General features: G+C 73.3%; 15 protein-coding genes. All 15 read left to right on the forward strand.

The window, feature by feature from the left end:
- Positions 1–12: 12 nt before the first annotated feature.
- The 15 genes from ACIA8O_RS00630 (at position 13) to ACIA8O_RS00700 (ending at position 14,552) form a co-directional block, all read left to right on the forward strand.
- Positions 13–1,188 carry a radical SAM protein gene (locus ACIA8O_RS00630; protein ID WP_396291292.1) on the forward strand — a complete coding sequence of 392 codons (1,176 nt, stop codon included), beginning with the start codon at positions 13–15 and terminating at the stop codon, positions 1,186–1,188.
- An 8-nt stretch (positions 1,189–1,196) separates the two neighbouring features.
- Positions 1,197–1,808: an exonuclease domain-containing protein gene (locus tag ACIA8O_RS00635; protein WP_396291293.1), complete on the forward strand. Its 612-nt coding sequence runs from the start codon at positions 1,197–1,199 to the stop codon at positions 1,806–1,808.
- Positions 1,805–2,416 (forward strand): hypothetical protein, encoded by a 612-nt coding sequence (locus ACIA8O_RS00640; RefSeq protein ID WP_396291294.1) that lies wholly within the window; start codon positions 1,805–1,807, stop codon positions 2,414–2,416. Before ACIA8O_RS00635 ends, ACIA8O_RS00640 begins: the two co-directional genes overlap by 4 nt.
- On the forward strand, positions 2,413–3,186 hold the full coding sequence (locus tag ACIA8O_RS00645; RefSeq protein ID WP_396291295.1) for an aldo/keto reductase: 774 nt from the start codon (positions 2,413–2,415) through the stop codon (positions 3,184–3,186). Before ACIA8O_RS00640 ends, ACIA8O_RS00645 begins: the two co-directional genes overlap by 4 nt.
- The gene (locus tag ACIA8O_RS00650; RefSeq protein ID WP_396291296.1) at positions 3,186–4,226 is read left to right on the forward strand and encodes a hypothetical protein; all 1,041 of its coding nucleotides are present in this window, start codon (positions 3,186–3,188) and stop codon (positions 4,224–4,226) included. The genes ACIA8O_RS00645 and ACIA8O_RS00650 overlap by 1 nt, the downstream gene beginning before the upstream one ends.
- Complete coding sequence (locus ACIA8O_RS00655; protein WP_396291297.1) at positions 4,223–4,708, forward strand: NUDIX domain-containing protein; 486 nt, start codon at positions 4,223–4,225, stop codon at positions 4,706–4,708. The genes ACIA8O_RS00650 and ACIA8O_RS00655 overlap by 4 nt, the downstream gene beginning before the upstream one ends.
- Before the next feature lie 53 nt (positions 4,709–4,761).
- The gene (locus ACIA8O_RS00660) at positions 4,762–5,076 is read left to right on the forward strand and encodes a hypothetical protein (RefSeq protein WP_396291298.1); all 315 of its coding nucleotides are present in this window, start codon (positions 4,762–4,764) and stop codon (positions 5,074–5,076) included.
- Positions 5,073–5,888 carry a hypothetical protein gene (locus tag ACIA8O_RS00665; protein ID WP_396291299.1) on the forward strand — a complete coding sequence of 272 codons (816 nt, stop codon included), beginning with the start codon at positions 5,073–5,075 and terminating at the stop codon, positions 5,886–5,888. The genes ACIA8O_RS00660 and ACIA8O_RS00665 overlap by 4 nt, the downstream gene beginning before the upstream one ends.
- A gap of 73 nt (positions 5,889–5,961) precedes the next feature.
- Positions 5,962–8,043, forward strand: coding sequence for a hypothetical protein (locus ACIA8O_RS00670; protein WP_396291300.1), 2,082 nt, complete (start codon positions 5,962–5,964; stop codon positions 8,041–8,043).
- Positions 8,044–8,096: 53 nt separating this feature from the next.
- Complete coding sequence (locus tag ACIA8O_RS00675) at positions 8,097–9,296, forward strand: methyltransferase domain-containing protein (RefSeq protein WP_396291301.1); 1,200 nt, start codon at positions 8,097–8,099, stop codon at positions 9,294–9,296.
- Between the two features lie 42 nt (positions 9,297–9,338).
- Positions 9,339–9,467 (forward strand): hypothetical protein, encoded by a 129-nt coding sequence (locus ACIA8O_RS00680; RefSeq protein ID WP_396291302.1) that lies wholly within the window; start codon positions 9,339–9,341, stop codon positions 9,465–9,467.
- 13 nt (positions 9,468–9,480) lie between these two features.
- Positions 9,481–10,509 (forward strand): phosphotransferase, encoded by a 1,029-nt coding sequence (locus ACIA8O_RS00685; RefSeq protein ID WP_396291303.1) that lies wholly within the window; start codon positions 9,481–9,483, stop codon positions 10,507–10,509.
- Entirely contained in the window at positions 10,502–10,975 is a 474-nt protein-coding gene (locus ACIA8O_RS00690; RefSeq protein ID WP_396291304.1) for a hypothetical protein, read from the forward strand. Before ACIA8O_RS00685 ends, ACIA8O_RS00690 begins: the two co-directional genes overlap by 8 nt.
- A gap of 175 nt (positions 10,976–11,150) precedes the next feature.
- Entirely contained in the window at positions 11,151–12,164 is a 1,014-nt protein-coding gene (locus ACIA8O_RS00695) for a phosphotransferase enzyme family protein (protein ID WP_396291305.1), read from the forward strand.
- A 426-nt stretch (positions 12,165–12,590) separates the two neighbouring features.
- Positions 12,591–14,552, forward strand: coding sequence for an ATP-binding cassette domain-containing protein (locus tag ACIA8O_RS00700; protein ID WP_396291306.1), 1,962 nt, complete (start codon positions 12,591–12,593; stop codon positions 14,550–14,552).
- The last annotated feature ends 9 nt before the right edge of the window (positions 14,553–14,561 follow it).

The following is a 14,561-nucleotide window of genomic DNA, read 5'->3' on the forward strand; positions in this document are numbered from 1 at the left end:
GGAGGCACCACCATGACCGCCCCCGCCCGTGTCCGCCGGCCGCTCCCGCTGCTCACGCCCACGCAGATCGAAGGGCTCAAGCCGGAGCTGGCCGACCCGATCGAGTACCGCAAGTCCGGCCTGTCGCTGAACCACGTCATCGGCTGCCCGCTCGACTGCGGCTACTGCGTGCGGCACATGTTCGACAACTTCGAGCTCAAGACTCCCCGGGCCCTGATGAGCGACGAGAAGGCCGTCGAACTCCTCACCGGCCACCACTACTTCCGGCCGCACGTCACCCCGATCCAGATCTTCAACCGCGCCACCGACCCGATGCTGCCCGTCGTCAAGCCCCACACCTTCACCGTGCTGCGGCTCCTGGACGAGATGGGCCTGCGCAACCACGTCCTGGTGATCACCCGCTGGCGGGTCACCGAGGAGGACTGCGCCGTCCTCAACTCCTTCCAGAACATCAAGCTGACCATCCTGGTCACCCACTCCGGGATCGACCACCCCGGCATCGAGCCCGTGGACTCCGCCATCGCGGCGGCCAGCCTCAAGACCCTGTTCGCCAACGCCGAGAACTACCGCACCATCCTGTACTGGCGCCCGATCGTCCCCGGCCTCAACGACAGCGACGAGCACATCCAACGCGCCCTGGAGCTCTCGCAGTTCGCGCACGCCACCGTCTTCACCGGCCTGTTCTTCCGCGACCAGATCGCCGAGTACTACAAGGTCCACGGCCTCCCCGAGCCCTACAAGGGCACCGCCCGGCGCAAGATCATGCCGGAGGAGTCCGAGCAGCGGATCCTCCAGGCGTTCCACCGCGACGGCAGCCCCGACGCCCCGTTCGGGCCGCTGTTCCGCAAGACGTCCTGCGCGGTCGCCTACGCCCACGGCGAGGCCGACTACAACGGCCACTACGGCATCCGTGAGCTGTGCGACATCTGCCCCGTCGCGCAGCTCAACCTCTGCCACCAGGCGTGGAAGAAACCCGAGTTGGCCGTCGTGGAGAGCGCCGCCCGGGCACTCGGCGCGGTGGGCGAGGTGGAGGTCACCGAGCGGGCCATCATCGTGGAGGGCCTGGACGAGCCGCCGCGGTACTTCCTGCAGCACGGCCACGGCTACCAGGTCCACGACCGGAACAAGCCGCACCACCCGCGCCGGCACGGGCGAGCCGACATCGGCTGGCCCGCCCCGCCCGCCTAGGAGAGACCGTGAACACCAGCACCTGGCCCCGCCTGCTCGTCGTCGACGTCGAAGGCAACGGCCAGCAGCCGCCGGACCTGGTCGAGCTGGCCGTCGTGCCCGTCGACGGCGGCCAGGTCCGGCCCGAGCAGGCCCGCAGCACCCTGATCCGCCCGCCGCAGCCGATCACCCGCTTCGCCACCGGCGTCCACGGCCTCACCGACCAGGACGTGGCCGCCGCCCCGGCCTGGCCGGTGATCGCGGACCAGGTGCTGGCCGATCTCAACGGGGCGTGGATCGTCGCCCACCACGCCTCCACCGAGTACACCGTCCTGACCCGCCACCTGCCGACCTGGCAGCCCGCCGGAGTCCTCGACACCCTGCGCCTGGCCCGACACCTCGCACCCGACGCGCCCGGGCACGGCCTCGACAAGATCATCCCGCACCTGCGGATCGACCTGTCCGCCGTGCCCGGCCAGCGCCACCGCGCCGCCTTCGACGCGCACGCCACCGCCCTGCTGCTGCTCGCCCTCGCCCAGCACCTGACCTTCGACCAACTGCGCGCGGCGGCGGTACCCCCGAACATGCCCGGCGCCCCGTCCGCGCCCGATCCCGACCATGAGGAGCAGACCCTATGGTGACCACCCCGTCCGTGACGGTCGGTCTTGCCGGAACCCACCACACCGGCAAGACCACCATCGCCCGCCGCATCGAGATGGAGCTGCGCGGGCTCGGCTACACCGTGACCTGCACCTCCGGCCTCGCCCGCCGCGCCGCCGACCTGGGTTTCCCGAAGATGCTCAACCACACCGTGGCCTCCACCGAGTGGATCATGGCCGCCGGTGCGGCCGACGCGCTGGCCGCCGGCACCGGGGCGGACGTGGTCCTGATGGACCGAACCCCGCACGACGCCCTCGCCTACCTGCTGGCCGCCCGCGACCTGCGCGGCGAGCTGACCGACGGCTCGGAGCTGGAGGTCCTCGGCCTGCTCGCCGACATCCACACCCGCCACCACACCCTGCTGATCGCCACCGTCCTCGACCCGGCCCTGCCGCTCGGCGAGCACCCCCGCAAGGACCCCGCCTACCTCGACCAGACCTTCCGCGCCGCGGTCGACGAGCACCTGCACCACCTGGTCGCCGACGGCGAGGTGAAGGACCGGCTGCTGCCCGCCCCGTCCGACTCCGCCGACCTCGTCGTCGCCTCCGCCGTCGCCACCATCACCTCCACCCTGGAGGCCGCCAAGTGATCACCGACCCGCCCGGCGGCGCACTGAACATCGCCGGAGTCACCGTCTCCCGCCTGGGACTTGGCACGATGCGCCTCACCGGCCCCGGCACCTGGGGCAACCCCGACGACACGGCCGCCGCCGTCCGCCTGATCCGACGCGCCGTCACCTCCGGCATCAGCCACATCGACACCGCCGACGCCTACGGCCCCCACACCGTCGAAGACCTGATCCGCTGGGCCCTCCACCCCTACACCGACGACGTCCTCGTGGCCACCAAGGTCGGCATGATCCGCCCCGCCCCCAACGTCTGGAAGCCGCTCGGCCACCCCGACTACCTGCGCGCCGCCGTCGAAGCCTCCCTGCGCCGCCTCGCCACCGACCGCCTCGGCCTGTGCTACCTCCACCGCATCGACCCGGCCGTGCCGTTGGCCGATCAGGTCGGCGTCATGGTCGAACTCCAAGTCGAGGGCAAGATCCGCGGCATCGGCCTCTCCAAGGTCACCACCGAGCAGATCGACCAGGCCCTCGCCATCGCCCCGATCGCCGCCGTGCAGAACGTCCTCAACCTGGACGAGCCCCACGACCCCGCCGTGGAGCACTGCGCGAAGCTCGGCATCCCCTACGTGCCGTACCGGCCGCTGAACGCCGGACAGCACACCGGCCCCGACAACGCCGCCAAGGCCCTGCGCCACCTCCTGGGCCTTGGCCCGCACGTCGCCCCGATCCCCGGCACCAGCAACCCCGACCACCTGGACCAGCTGATCGCAGCCGTCACCGAGGAGACCTGATGCGCCTCGGCTACAGCCACTGGGGCTTCCTCGGCGACGGCGTCACCGACACCCCCGACGGCGGCCGGTCCTGGCGGACCACCATGCTCACCACCCTCGCCGCCGACCACACCCTTACCCTCCTCCAGTCCAACCGCGACCTGCTCGAAGCCGGCCACGACGTCCCCGGCCCCTACACCTGGGACAGCCAACTGCCCGACCTCGACGCCCTGTTCATCGAGTGGCGCTGGCCCCTGCCCGGCCGCAACGACACCCCCTGCGGCACCGACGGCCACACCTGCGACCTCCACCGCCAACAGCAGCTCATCGACCACTACACCCTGCGCCTGGGCGTGCCCACCCTGATCTGGGACCTCGACAAGACCCTCGCCGACGACGACCCGCTCCGCGCCCACCCCGCGGTGCGCGTCCTCGACCCCGCCACCGTGCCCGCACGGGGGGCGTTCACGATGCGCACCCCGGTCGCCGACGGCCTTCTCGACCGCGCCGACCCCGAGAAGTTGGTGACCGGCTCCCGGCTCTGGTCGCTGTGCTACGTCGGCAACCAGTACGGCCGCGATGACCACTTCGACCGCTACTTCGCCCCGCCCGCCCGCCGCCACCCCCACCAGGTCATCGGCAAGTGGACCGACACCGCCCGCTGGCCCCACGTCCACTTCGCCGGCCGCCAGGGCTTCGCCGCCTCCCAGCGCCTCCACACCCGCTCCGTCACCACCCTGCTGCTCGCCCCGCCCCGCTACGCGGCCACCGGCGCTATCTCCCAGCGCCTCCCCGAAGCCGTCCTCGCCGGCTGCCTGCCGCTCGGCCCCGCCGACATCCTCGGCATCACCGACTTCCTCCCGCTCGAGCTGGTGGTCCGCGACGGCCACGCCGCCGACCAGAGCATCGCTCTCCTGGACACGGCCTCCCTCGGCCGCCGCGCGGAACTGCTGGCCGGGTGCCTGGAGCGGCTCGCACCCTTCCGAGCCTCCCGCCAACTCGCCGTCGTCCGCGCCGCGCTGGCCGCCATCGCGCGCGGGCCGCAAAGCGGTGCGCCATGACGCGCGTCCTTTCGGCCTCCTCGGGGTCCGTCCTCGTGACGGCCCCCGACGGGCGGGTCCTGCTCGTCCACCACGCCCGATCCGGCACCTGGCTGCTGCCCGGCGGCAAGGCGGAGACCGAGTCCCCGAAGGCGTGCGCCGAGCGCGAGGGCCGCGAGGAGCTGGGAGTCCCGGTCACGGTCGGCCGCCTGCTGGCCGTCCACTACCTCACCGGCGCCAAGCCGCTGTTCCCCGCCGCCGCCCGCATCCCCGGCGCGTACCCGTGCACCATGTTCACCTTCACCGGCGCAATCCACCCCGACGACTGGGACCGAATCGCCATCCCCGCAGGCGAGTTGCACGGCTGGGCCACGTACGAACCCGAGGACGCCGCGCAGCGTGCCGGCCTCATGGAGTCCGCCAACGCCGCGCACCTGCTCGCCTGCGTCGAGGCCGCCCGCACCGGGGCCACCGCCTACCTCGAAGACGGCCACCAGCTGTAGCGGCGAGTCGTCCGCCCTGCGAACTTCCCACGAAACGAACGGACTTCATCAGCATGCCCCGCCCGCAGCTCGTCCTCAGCCCGCTCATAGCCGGCCGCCCCGCACCCCCGTGCGACCCGGCCGCCTACGCCCCGGCGGCGAGCCAGTCCTACCGGGTGGTCCCGCTCACCGCGCTCAACCAGCCCGCACCCCGGCTCCCGCTGCGCCGCCGCCGCCCACCCGTCGGCACGTCGGCACCGACCGGCCCGCTGTTCCCGCCCAGCGCCGTGGGCCGCACCCGGGCCGACGGTGCCGGACTGGCCGCGTGGTTCAACGGAGCCAGCCACGCCCGCGGCGCGACGACCGCAGGCGGAGGTCGGCCGTCGTGACCCAGCTCGTAGAGAGCACCCTGGACCGTCGGATCATCCCCGGCATCGCCGCGTACGTCAGCAACCCCGCCCCCGCAGACACGGGGGAGCGGTCGCTGTGGGCGGCGGGGAAGTGCTGGCTGGCCTGCGCCCGGGAGGACTTACCGGTGCGATGGCTCGGACCGGTGGCCATCCACCAGGCCATCGCCCCGATGCGGGCCTGCGAGGAGTGCATCGGCCGCCTCACCGCCCTGGCCGACCTGATCGCCCTCGGCGCCCCAGGGGCACCCCGGCTGCTCCCCGCCGTCGTGGGCGCTCCAGCCCGGCCGCTGGTCGACGTCACCCTCCCGCTCCGGGCAGCCCTCTCCAGCGGCCGGGGCGAGCGCCCGCAACCGCCGGTTCCGGACGACGGGAACCTGTGGGTGGAGGGGTTCTGCTGGCTCTACTGCGACCGGTCGGGCCTGCTGGTCCTGCCGATTGGCTCGACCTCCACCTCCTCCTCCACCGTCACCATGTACGCCTGCGCCCGCTGCATCACCTACCTGGACAACCTCGTCTGGGGGCACCTGTACGCGCTCGACGGCGGGACGGCCAGCAGCAGGCGACAACCGGTCGGCCTCCCCGGGACGGCGAGCCGCCCCGCCCTGGCGCCCGCGCCCGAGTGCGAGAACAGACCGGGCAGCACCGAACGGCCGCCGCAGAGCGCGCCCCGTGGCCGGCACCGGCGACGACCCCAGCGGCGGCTGGCCGACCACCTCGGCACCCCCGTGCGAACCAGCCTGGCCAGGCTCCGGAGCAGACGGCGAGCGCACCGCCGGGGCGTCCTGCCCTGACCGCAACGCCAACTCCCGTTTGTCAACGACTCGTTGCCCGCTCAACTCCTGCGAGAAGTGGCCACACCAGCCCATGCCATCAGCGCAGCACCCCGACCAGCCCTCCGCCGACAACCGCATCAACGGCGGGACCTTCGGCACGGCCGTCCAGGCCGCCCGGATCGGCGCGGTCACCATCCACCACAGCCCCGGCAGGCCGCCCCTACCCGTTCCGCGCCAACTGCCTCGCAGGCCAGAGCCGTTCATCGGCAGGGGCGGCGACCTCGCGCGGCTGGCGGCGCACTTCGACGCGGGCAACCCGGTCGTGGTGGTTTACGGGCCGCCGGGGTCCGGGAAGTCCAGGCTCGCGGCCGAGGCCCTGACCGGCCACGGCGGCCCCCAGCTCTACGCCGACCTGCGCCAGGCCGGAGCGACCGACGGCCCGGACCACCTGCTCCTCGTCCTGGCCGGGTGGCTGCGCGCCCTCGGCCACCCCGGTCCCTGGGCGAACCGGGCAGAGGCGGCAGCCTGGTGGCGGACCGTCACCGCCACCGAACCGCCGCCCGCCGTACTGCTCGACCACGCCGACGCCACCCCGCTCGGGGTGCTGATGCCGGCGGCCGGGCCGGTCGTGGTCACCAGCCTGGCCCCGCTGCCCGACCTGGCCGCCGACGGAGCCCGCCACCACGGCCTCGCCGGACTGCAACCCGCCGACGCCCGCGCACTGCTGAGACACCGCGCCAACCCCCGCCGCCTGGAAGGCCAGGACGCCAACCGCCTGGTCGCCGCCTGCCACCACCTCCCCGCACCGATCGGCCTGCTCGGCGCCCGCCTCGCCCTGGACCCCCACCTTCCGCCCGCCGCCCTGCTCATCCCGCTCGCCAACCGGCGCACCCGCCGCAGCAGCCCCACCGAACCGGAGCCCAGCATCATGGCCACCACCCTCGCCGCGGCAGCCCGCGAACTGCCCAACGACCTCGCCGCCGCACTGAGGACCGCCGCCGCGCTGCCGTTCCCCGAGATCGAGCCCCACCTGCTCGCCGCCGCGCTCTCCATCACCCCCGACGACGCCACCGACCGGATGAACGCCCTAGCGGACCGCTTCCTCCTCACCCGCACGCCCACCGACCGATTCACGCTGGTCGGCTCCGGCGAGGGCACCGTTCTCGCCGGCCAGGACACCGACGTCCTGCTCGACCGGGTCCGGCGCGCGGTGGTGTGGTGGCTCGCCGCGCTCACCGCCGCCGAACGCGTCCTCACCCCCACCCACCGCGTCCTGGAACGCGAGAGCGCCCCACCGGGAGAAGCACCGATCACCCTCGCCTTCGCCGACGCCGAACCGGCCTGGGAGTGGCTGTCCGCACAGACCCCCCTCGTCCGGCCGGTACTGGCGGCCTGCGCCGGGCGCTGGCCCGCCCTCACCTGGCAGATCACCCACGCCCTCTGGCCGCTCTGGCACCGCCAGCGAGACCAGGAACTCCGCCTCTGGGCGCTCGACCTGGCACTGCCCGCCGTCAAAGCCACCGGCAGCCCCCTCGCCATCCGCGAGATCCACAGCACCCGCGCCGGCGCACTGCGCGACGTCCACCGCTACGACGAAGCCCTCCGCGAGGCCGAGCAGGCCCTCGCCCTCGCCCGCCAGGACCGCGACCTGCGTGGCCAGGGCCAGTACACCCACGAGATCGGGGCCACGCTCCACGCCGCCGGACATCCGGCCGAGGCGCTTCCCCACCTGTTCGAGGCGCTGTCCCTGCGCGAGCAGGACCGCTACGTCCGGGGGATCGCCCTGACCCGGCTCATGATCGGGGCCTGTCAGCTCGACCTCGGCAACCGGGAGGCCGCCCGCATCCACCTGACGGCCGCCCACCGCCTGCTGGCGGACATCGGGGACACCCTCGACGCCGCCCGAGCCCTCGCCTACCTCGGCCGAGTCCTCCTCCAGCTTGGGCTGGCCGGCGACGCGCTGGCCGCCTACGAGCGAGCCGCCGCCGACTTCGAACTCCTCGGCGCGCGCGTCTGGCTGGCCCGGACCACCTTCTGGTCGGCCGCCGCCCTCGACGCCCTCGGCCGCGGCGAGGAGGCGACCGCCGCGCTCCGCCGTGCCCGGTTGCTGTACGGCGGCACCCACGCCGACGACGTCGCCAGCATCGACGCCGCACTCGCCACCCGCCCGTGACGGCCGCCATCAGCACCGCGAGCATCAACGCCGCTTCAGGAAAAAGGAGTTCTATGCGTACGACGATGCTCGGCGAGCCGGTCGAGGAGCGCCGCCGCGAGATGGCTCACCAGGTCGCCGCCATGGTGGGGGTCGGCGTCCGCACCCGCGCCGTGCTCGAAGCCACCCCGCGGCACCTGCTCGTTCCCGGCCGCAGCGTCCAAGACGCCTACGGGCAACGGCCGATCGTCGTGAAGGCCGACGAGGGCAAGGTGGTGTGCTCCACCACAGAACCCGCCGTGCAGGCACAGCTGCTGGAGCTCGCGCAGATCGGACTCGGCCAGCGGGTACTGCTCGTCGGCGCCGCCCCCGGGATCACAGCCGCGATGACCGAGCAGCTCGTCGGCCCCCGAGGACAGGTCGTTGCCCTGGAAACCGATCCCGACCTCGCCCGGCGGACCCAGCTGGCGCTGGTGGCCACCGGCTACCACCGCACCCACCTCGTGATGGGCGACGCCACCAGCGAACACCCCTTCCGGGACGGCGAGTTCGACCGGATCGTGGCGACCGGCAGCCTGGCTGGCATTCCGGCGTGGTGGTGGCGGTGGCTGCGGCCCGGCGGTCGGCTCGTCGTGCCGCTGCGCGTTCACGGCCACTGCCGCATCATCGCCTTCGTCCACGAGGGCGACCGGTTGGTGGGCGAGGACTGGATCTCGTCCGAGGTGCCCGCGCTGCGCTGGCCGGACCAGCCCGGTGGGGGAGTGGACCACATGGTCCCGCTCGGAGGGGGCTGCACCCTCCACCTCGGCCACCAGCAGTCCGAGATGGCGCCGGTGGCGCTGGCCGCCGCCGCCGACCCGGGGCCGGTGCGCTGGTCGCGGGTGACGATCCCGGCCGTACGGTGCCTGGACGACCTGGCACTCACCCTCGCCCGCGACGGGGCCGCGATCGGCCGCGTCACCGGCCCGGGGCCCGGCCCGGCGGGCACCGGCAGCCCGGCCCTGGTGGACAGCGGCCGTCTGGCCGTCGTGGTCTACCGGCCCGCCCCCGGGCCAGCCAGCACCGCCGGGCCGCGCTGGCAGTTGGGCACGGCCGCGTACGGAGGAGGTGAGGGCCTGGCCCCCGACCTGCTCACCTGGGCCGGAGCCTGGGCCGCCCGCCCCCACCACCGCCCCGTGTTCCACGCCTACCCGGCCGGCACCAGCCCTGGCCGGATGAGTCCCGGCACCCCCCTGGCCGATCTACCCGGGGCCCGCCTCCAGCTGACCCGCTGACCGTCGCCCCCGCAGACCATCCCGACACCGACGAGGAGCATCATGATCGAAACCGCCCGGATCACCATGGCCGCCGCGACGCGCTGCGGCAACACCTCGCCGCTCACCGCCACCGCCACCGTCATCCTCCACCAGCCCGGCCAGCCGGAACCCACCGCCACAACCAGCTGACTGGGAGCACTAGTTGACCGCCAAGCCCCTGCCCGCCACTCCCCGATCAGCCGCTGTCGGCCCGATCGGCGACCTCGACCCCACCGTCCTACACGTCCTCGAAGTCGCCGCCGAGCGCAGCCGGTTCAACACGGCCGGCGCAACCGCGATCACCCCTACCGTGTTCCGCCTCCCGGCCGCCAACGGGCCCTCCGGTGTGATCGCCAAGATCCATCCACCCGGAACGGCCCGCGAAGCCCTCCTGAGGCAGACCAGGATCGCCACCTGGGCCGCAGACAACCACGTACCGACCGCCCGCCCGATCGGCCGTCCGACCTCCGTGCACGGCACGCTGGTCACCTTCACCCACGACATCGGGCCCGGCCGCCACACCGACCCCGAGGAGCGCGCCGCACTCCTCGCCCTCCTGCACGCCCTACCCGCCCCCACCACCCTGGGCCTGCCCGACGTTGCTCCCACCGCCCGGCTGCTGCGCCGACTCGAAGCCGTTCGCCCCTCTATGGTGACCGACTCGGCCTTCCGCCAGCTGTGGATTCACCTTCAGCAGGTCGAACGCCTCTGGCGGCACTCGGAGCCGCTCACCCGCCGCCGTGTCGTCCACGGTGACCTCGACCCGTCGAACACGGTCGTCGGCCGCGACGGCATCCCGCACCTGATCAACTGGCACGCCGCCGCAGTCGGCCCTCCTGCCCTCGACCTCGCGGCCGAGGCGTTTCGCCGCGACGCCTTCGGCAGCGACCCGCGGGAGTACGAGCGGTTCCACGCCGAGTACGGCCACGACGTCACCAAGGACGACACCGGCCGCACCTACGAGACCCTGGCCGCACGAGCAGCGGCCGAAGGCGTCATCACCGCCGCCGAGCACGTCACCCGGGACCGGTGGTGGCTCCCCGAGTACCTGGAGCGCCTGGCCTGCTTGGTCGGTCAGGGCAGCCCCGAGTTCACCTACCCGTGGGGCTGGCAGGCCAGCCCCCGGCTCACCACGCTCCCCGACAGTCCGAGGGCCGCCGTCGACCAGGAGTTGGTGGTCGGCCGTGGGTGAGGTCGCGCAGATCTTCCTGGCCGACGGCCGTCCCTTCCGAGACATCGCGGCCGACATCGTCCGCCTGGCCGGCGGGCAGGTCCGCGAGGCGTACGTCCGCGCCGACCGCGTACCGGTGGAACTGGTCGAGGGACCGGCGGGCACCTTCTGCGCGGTCGAGCCGAACATCTTCAGCAATCCGCCCGGCCCACCGCCGGAGGAGCACGCCGTCTTCGACGGCTACCCCGCCATGGTCGAGTTCTGGCAGCCGAACAAGGACTACGACCGCCTCGCCGAAGTCGCCCGACGAGTCTTCGACGCACTGACCCACGCCCCAGGCGCCCAACCGGCCCTGCTGGCCTGGGACCTGGGGGATGCCCTCGCCGCCTTCCTCCCCGCCGAGGGAGTCCACGAGTTCCCGGACGGCACCGCCACCACCGCCGAGGACCGGCACCTGTGGGAGCCCTGGGCCGCGCCCCGAGCGTGAGCCCCGCCGGCGCACCTCCCACCGACCCCGCCGGACGGCCAACCTCCTCCCGGGCCATCCCCGACACACCCAACCGAAAGACGATGACGATCATGAGCTGCCCGCCCGACCCCACCCCGCCCACCACCAAGCCCCGCCCCAGCGCAACCAGCGCCGACACCGACCGGGCGGCATGATGGCCGCCCACCTACCCACCGCGCCCGCGACGCGAACCGCCGAGGCCACCGCGACGGCGGGGATACCGACCGCGGTGCGCGAGGCGTTGGAGAGCGCCAGCGCCTCGCAGGGCTACAACACCGACGGCGCCACCCTGCTCCACCACAACCAGCACTGGGTGCTCCGCCTGCCGCACGCGACCCCCGGCAGCCCGGTCGTCGCCAAGGTCCACAATGCCAAGACCGACCGCCTCACCCTCACCCGGCAGGTCGCCACCGCCAACTGGCTGACCGACAACGGGGTCGGCACCGCCCGCCCGGCCGGCACCCGCTGGCCCATCCTCGCGGGCCACCACCTAGTCACCTTCACCTACGACCTCGGTCCCGGCGGCCCCGCCAGCCCGCAGGCCCTCGGCCGCGCACTCGCGCAGTTACACGCCCTGCCCCTCCCCGGCCACCTGAACCTGCCCCGCCTCGACCCCGCCGCCAACGTGCTGGCCCGCATCGAGCAGCTGCCTGACAACCTCCTCGCCCCCGAAGAGCACGCCTGGCTGACCGGCTACGTCCGCACCCTCGGGGACCGGTTCGATGCAACCCGTTGGCCTGGCGAGCCGGTCGTCCTTCACGGAGACCTCGCCGCCCAGAACACCATCAGCACCGGCAACGGTGCCGTGTTGATCGACTGGGAGTACGCCGGCACCGGCCCCGCCCTGGCCGACCTCGCCTTCCTCGCCTGGTCCCGCGACGCGTTCGGCGGCAACCCGCGCCACTACGACCAGTTCTCCACCACCTACGGTCTCGACGTCACCGCCGTCCACGGCGGCACCCTCTACCGGCAGGTCCTCGCCCCGCTGCGTGCGGTCATCGGCATCACCATCGCCCTGGAAGCCGCCACCCGCGCACCCGGCTGGGCCGACGAAGCCGCACACCGGATCGCCTGCACCCGCGCCCAGGAAGCCGGCCACCCCCGGTACCCCTGGGCCTGGAGCACCTGCATCGCCTACACCAGGCCAGCCGAACTCAGCCCCACCTGACACCAGCTCTGGGCCGGCCGGAGTGCCAGCACGGAGCAGCCAACATGCACACGGGAGAGGGAGAGCCAGCCGGTCCCGGCCTTCTCCGGGCATCGCACGGTTCGGAAGGAAGGAGCAGTCCAGCCAGGGAGCAGTCAGGCCAGCACCGTGGGAGGTGCTTGATCGACATCCACCAACTCGCCGACACGGACACGGATTTACCCGGATCGGGTGAGCCCGTCTCGGACACGCCGGACACGCCGAAACCGCCCTGCCAGGATCGGGTCCCCAGTCAGCAACCCGCGTACATCGCAGCCTGCCACCCGGCACCGCTGCTACCCGAGCACGCCCGCCACCGGACGGCCCGCGCCCCGCCGTGACCCGCCGCCCCGGCGACCCAGCCTGCTCGAACGCACCTGCCGCCCAGCCGCCGAACCAGGGAGCAACGTGACCAAGACCAGCCCAAGCCCCCAACCGCCCGTCGCCGACCCGGACGCCGACGCCGCCGAGCACGACGAGCAACTCCGGTACAACTTCCCCGGCGACAACCGCCGCAACGCCGCCTCCTCCATCTCCACCCGCTCCATGGTCCGCCGACTCCCGCAGCTCATCCGCCGCGCCCTCGCCCTCGCCTGGAACGCCGACCCCCGCTCCACCCTGCTGCTGCTCCTCGCCCAAGCCGCCTCCGGGATCTTCGGCGCGCTCGCCCTCTACGCCACCACCGGCACCCTTGATGCCCTGCTACGCCCCGGCCCGGTCACCGGCCACCTCGCCGCCGCCGCAGCGTCGTTGGCGGTCCTGACCGGTTCCGCGGGGCTGCGCGCTGCGCTCGGGATCGCCGTGATGACGCTCGCCGGCCGGGTGGGGCCCCGGGTCAACCGGGACGCAGACCTCGCGCTGATCGAAGCGGGCTGCTCAGCCGAACTCGCGGCCTACGACGAACCCGCATACAACGAACGGTGGGAGTCCGCCGACCGGGGCGCGGCGACCACCCCCGACCTGCTGACCTCCGCGCAGGACGTCATCGCCTCCACCGTCTCCCTCATCGCTGCCGCGGGGGTCCTGGCCACTCTCCACCCGGCACTGCTGCCGTTCCTGGTGCTCGGCTCGATCCCCGCCGGGCTCGCCGCGGTCCGCTCCGCCCGCATCCACTATCTCGCCACCATCACCACCAACGACGAGCGGGCGGCCCTGCGGATCTACCGCTGGAACATGATCGACAAGCAGCGCGCCGACCAGGTCCGTTCCGACCAGATCCTTGCCTTCATGATGGCTAAGTACCGGGCTGCGGAAGCGCGGATCGTCGCCGTCACCGACAAGGCCGGAGCCGCCGCCGCCCGCGTCTCCTTGATCGCCGCCCTCGCGACTGGAGCCGGAGCCGCTCTGATGTGGGGAGCCCTGCTCTACCTGGTCTCCACCGGGCGCATCGGACTCGCCGCCGCCGGCGCGGCCACCTTCGCCCTTCGCACCGCGGCGGGCGGCGTCCAGGGCATGGTCGGCAACGGCGCCCGCCTCTACCGCATGGGCCTCTACCTCGACGACTACTTCTCCTTCCTCGACGAGGCCGGAGGCCACCGCATCAACCGCGGCACCGTCAAGCCCGAAGCACCCAAGCTCATCGAGGTCACCGCCCTCACCTACGCCTACCCCGGCGAGCAGCAGGACCCGGCACTACGCGGCATCGACCTGACCCTCCGTCAAGGCGAGGTCGTCGCGGTGCTCGGCCAGAACGGTTCCGGGAAGTCCACCCTGCTCAAGCTCCTGTCCGGCCTCAACCTGCCGCAGTCCGGCGGCGGCACGATCACCTGGGACGGCGTACCGATCCAGGACCTCGACGTCGACGCGATGTGGGGCCTGGTGGCCCGCGTCCCGCAGGAGTTCGCCCGCTGGCCCCTCCAGGCCGCCGAGAACGTCCACCTCGGCCACCACGACGGCAACCCCGACCAGGACGTTCGGGACGCGGCCGCGCTGACCGGCTTCGACGAGGCCGTCCACCGGCTCCGCTCCGGCTGGCGAACCCTCCTCGCGCAAGGCTGGCAGGGCGGCGCCGAGCTGTCCGGCGGCGGCTGGCAGCGCGCCGCCGTCGCCCGCGCGTTCTTCCGCACCCGCCGCCGCCCCGGCCTGCTGATCCTCGACGAGCCGACCTCCGACCTCGACCCCCGCGCCGAGCACAAGATCCTCCACGCCCTGCGCGACCTTGCACAGGGGCGGATCACCCTGCTGGTAACCCACAACCTCGGCAACGCCAAGCTCGCCGATCGGATCATCGTCATGGACCAGGGCCTGATCGTGCAGACCGGCACCTGGGACCAGCTCGCCGACCAGCCGGGCGGTCTCTTCCGCGAACTCCTCGACCTTCAACAGGACCGAACCGTCCCCGCTCAGCGCCCGGGAACCGAGTCCTCGTGATGGGTTGGG

This window comes from Kitasatospora sp. NPDC051853 (genome assembly GCF_044452665.1).
Classification (GTDB): domain Bacteria; phylum Actinomycetota; class Actinomycetes; order Streptomycetales; family Streptomycetaceae; genus Kitasatospora.

Excerpts from the sequence above, each read along its gene's own strand:
- ACIA8O_RS00630 (WP_396291292.1), top strand. The coding sequence starts at position 13 with ATGACCGCCCCCGCCCGTGTCCGCCGGCCGCTCCCGCTGCTCACGCCC.
- ACIA8O_RS00650 (WP_396291296.1), top strand. The coding sequence starts at position 3,186 with ATGCGCCTCGGCTACAGCCACTGGGGCTTCCTCGGCGACGGCGTCACC.
- ACIA8O_RS00655 (WP_396291297.1), top strand. The coding sequence starts at position 4,223 with ATGACGCGCGTCCTTTCGGCCTCCTCGGGGTCCGTCCTCGTGACGGCC.
- ACIA8O_RS00660 (WP_396291298.1), top strand. The coding sequence starts at position 4,762 with ATGCCCCGCCCGCAGCTCGTCCTCAGCCCGCTCATAGCCGGCCGCCCC.
- ACIA8O_RS00670 (WP_396291300.1), top strand. The coding sequence starts at position 5,962 with ATGCCATCAGCGCAGCACCCCGACCAGCCCTCCGCCGACAACCGCATC.
- ACIA8O_RS00675 (WP_396291301.1), top strand. The coding sequence starts at position 8,097 with ATGCGTACGACGATGCTCGGCGAGCCGGTCGAGGAGCGCCGCCGCGAG.
- ACIA8O_RS00680 (WP_396291302.1), top strand. The coding sequence starts at position 9,339 with ATGATCGAAACCGCCCGGATCACCATGGCCGCCGCGACGCGCTGCGGC.
- ACIA8O_RS00695 (WP_396291305.1), top strand. The coding sequence starts at position 11,151 with ATGGCCGCCCACCTACCCACCGCGCCCGCGACGCGAACCGCCGAGGCC.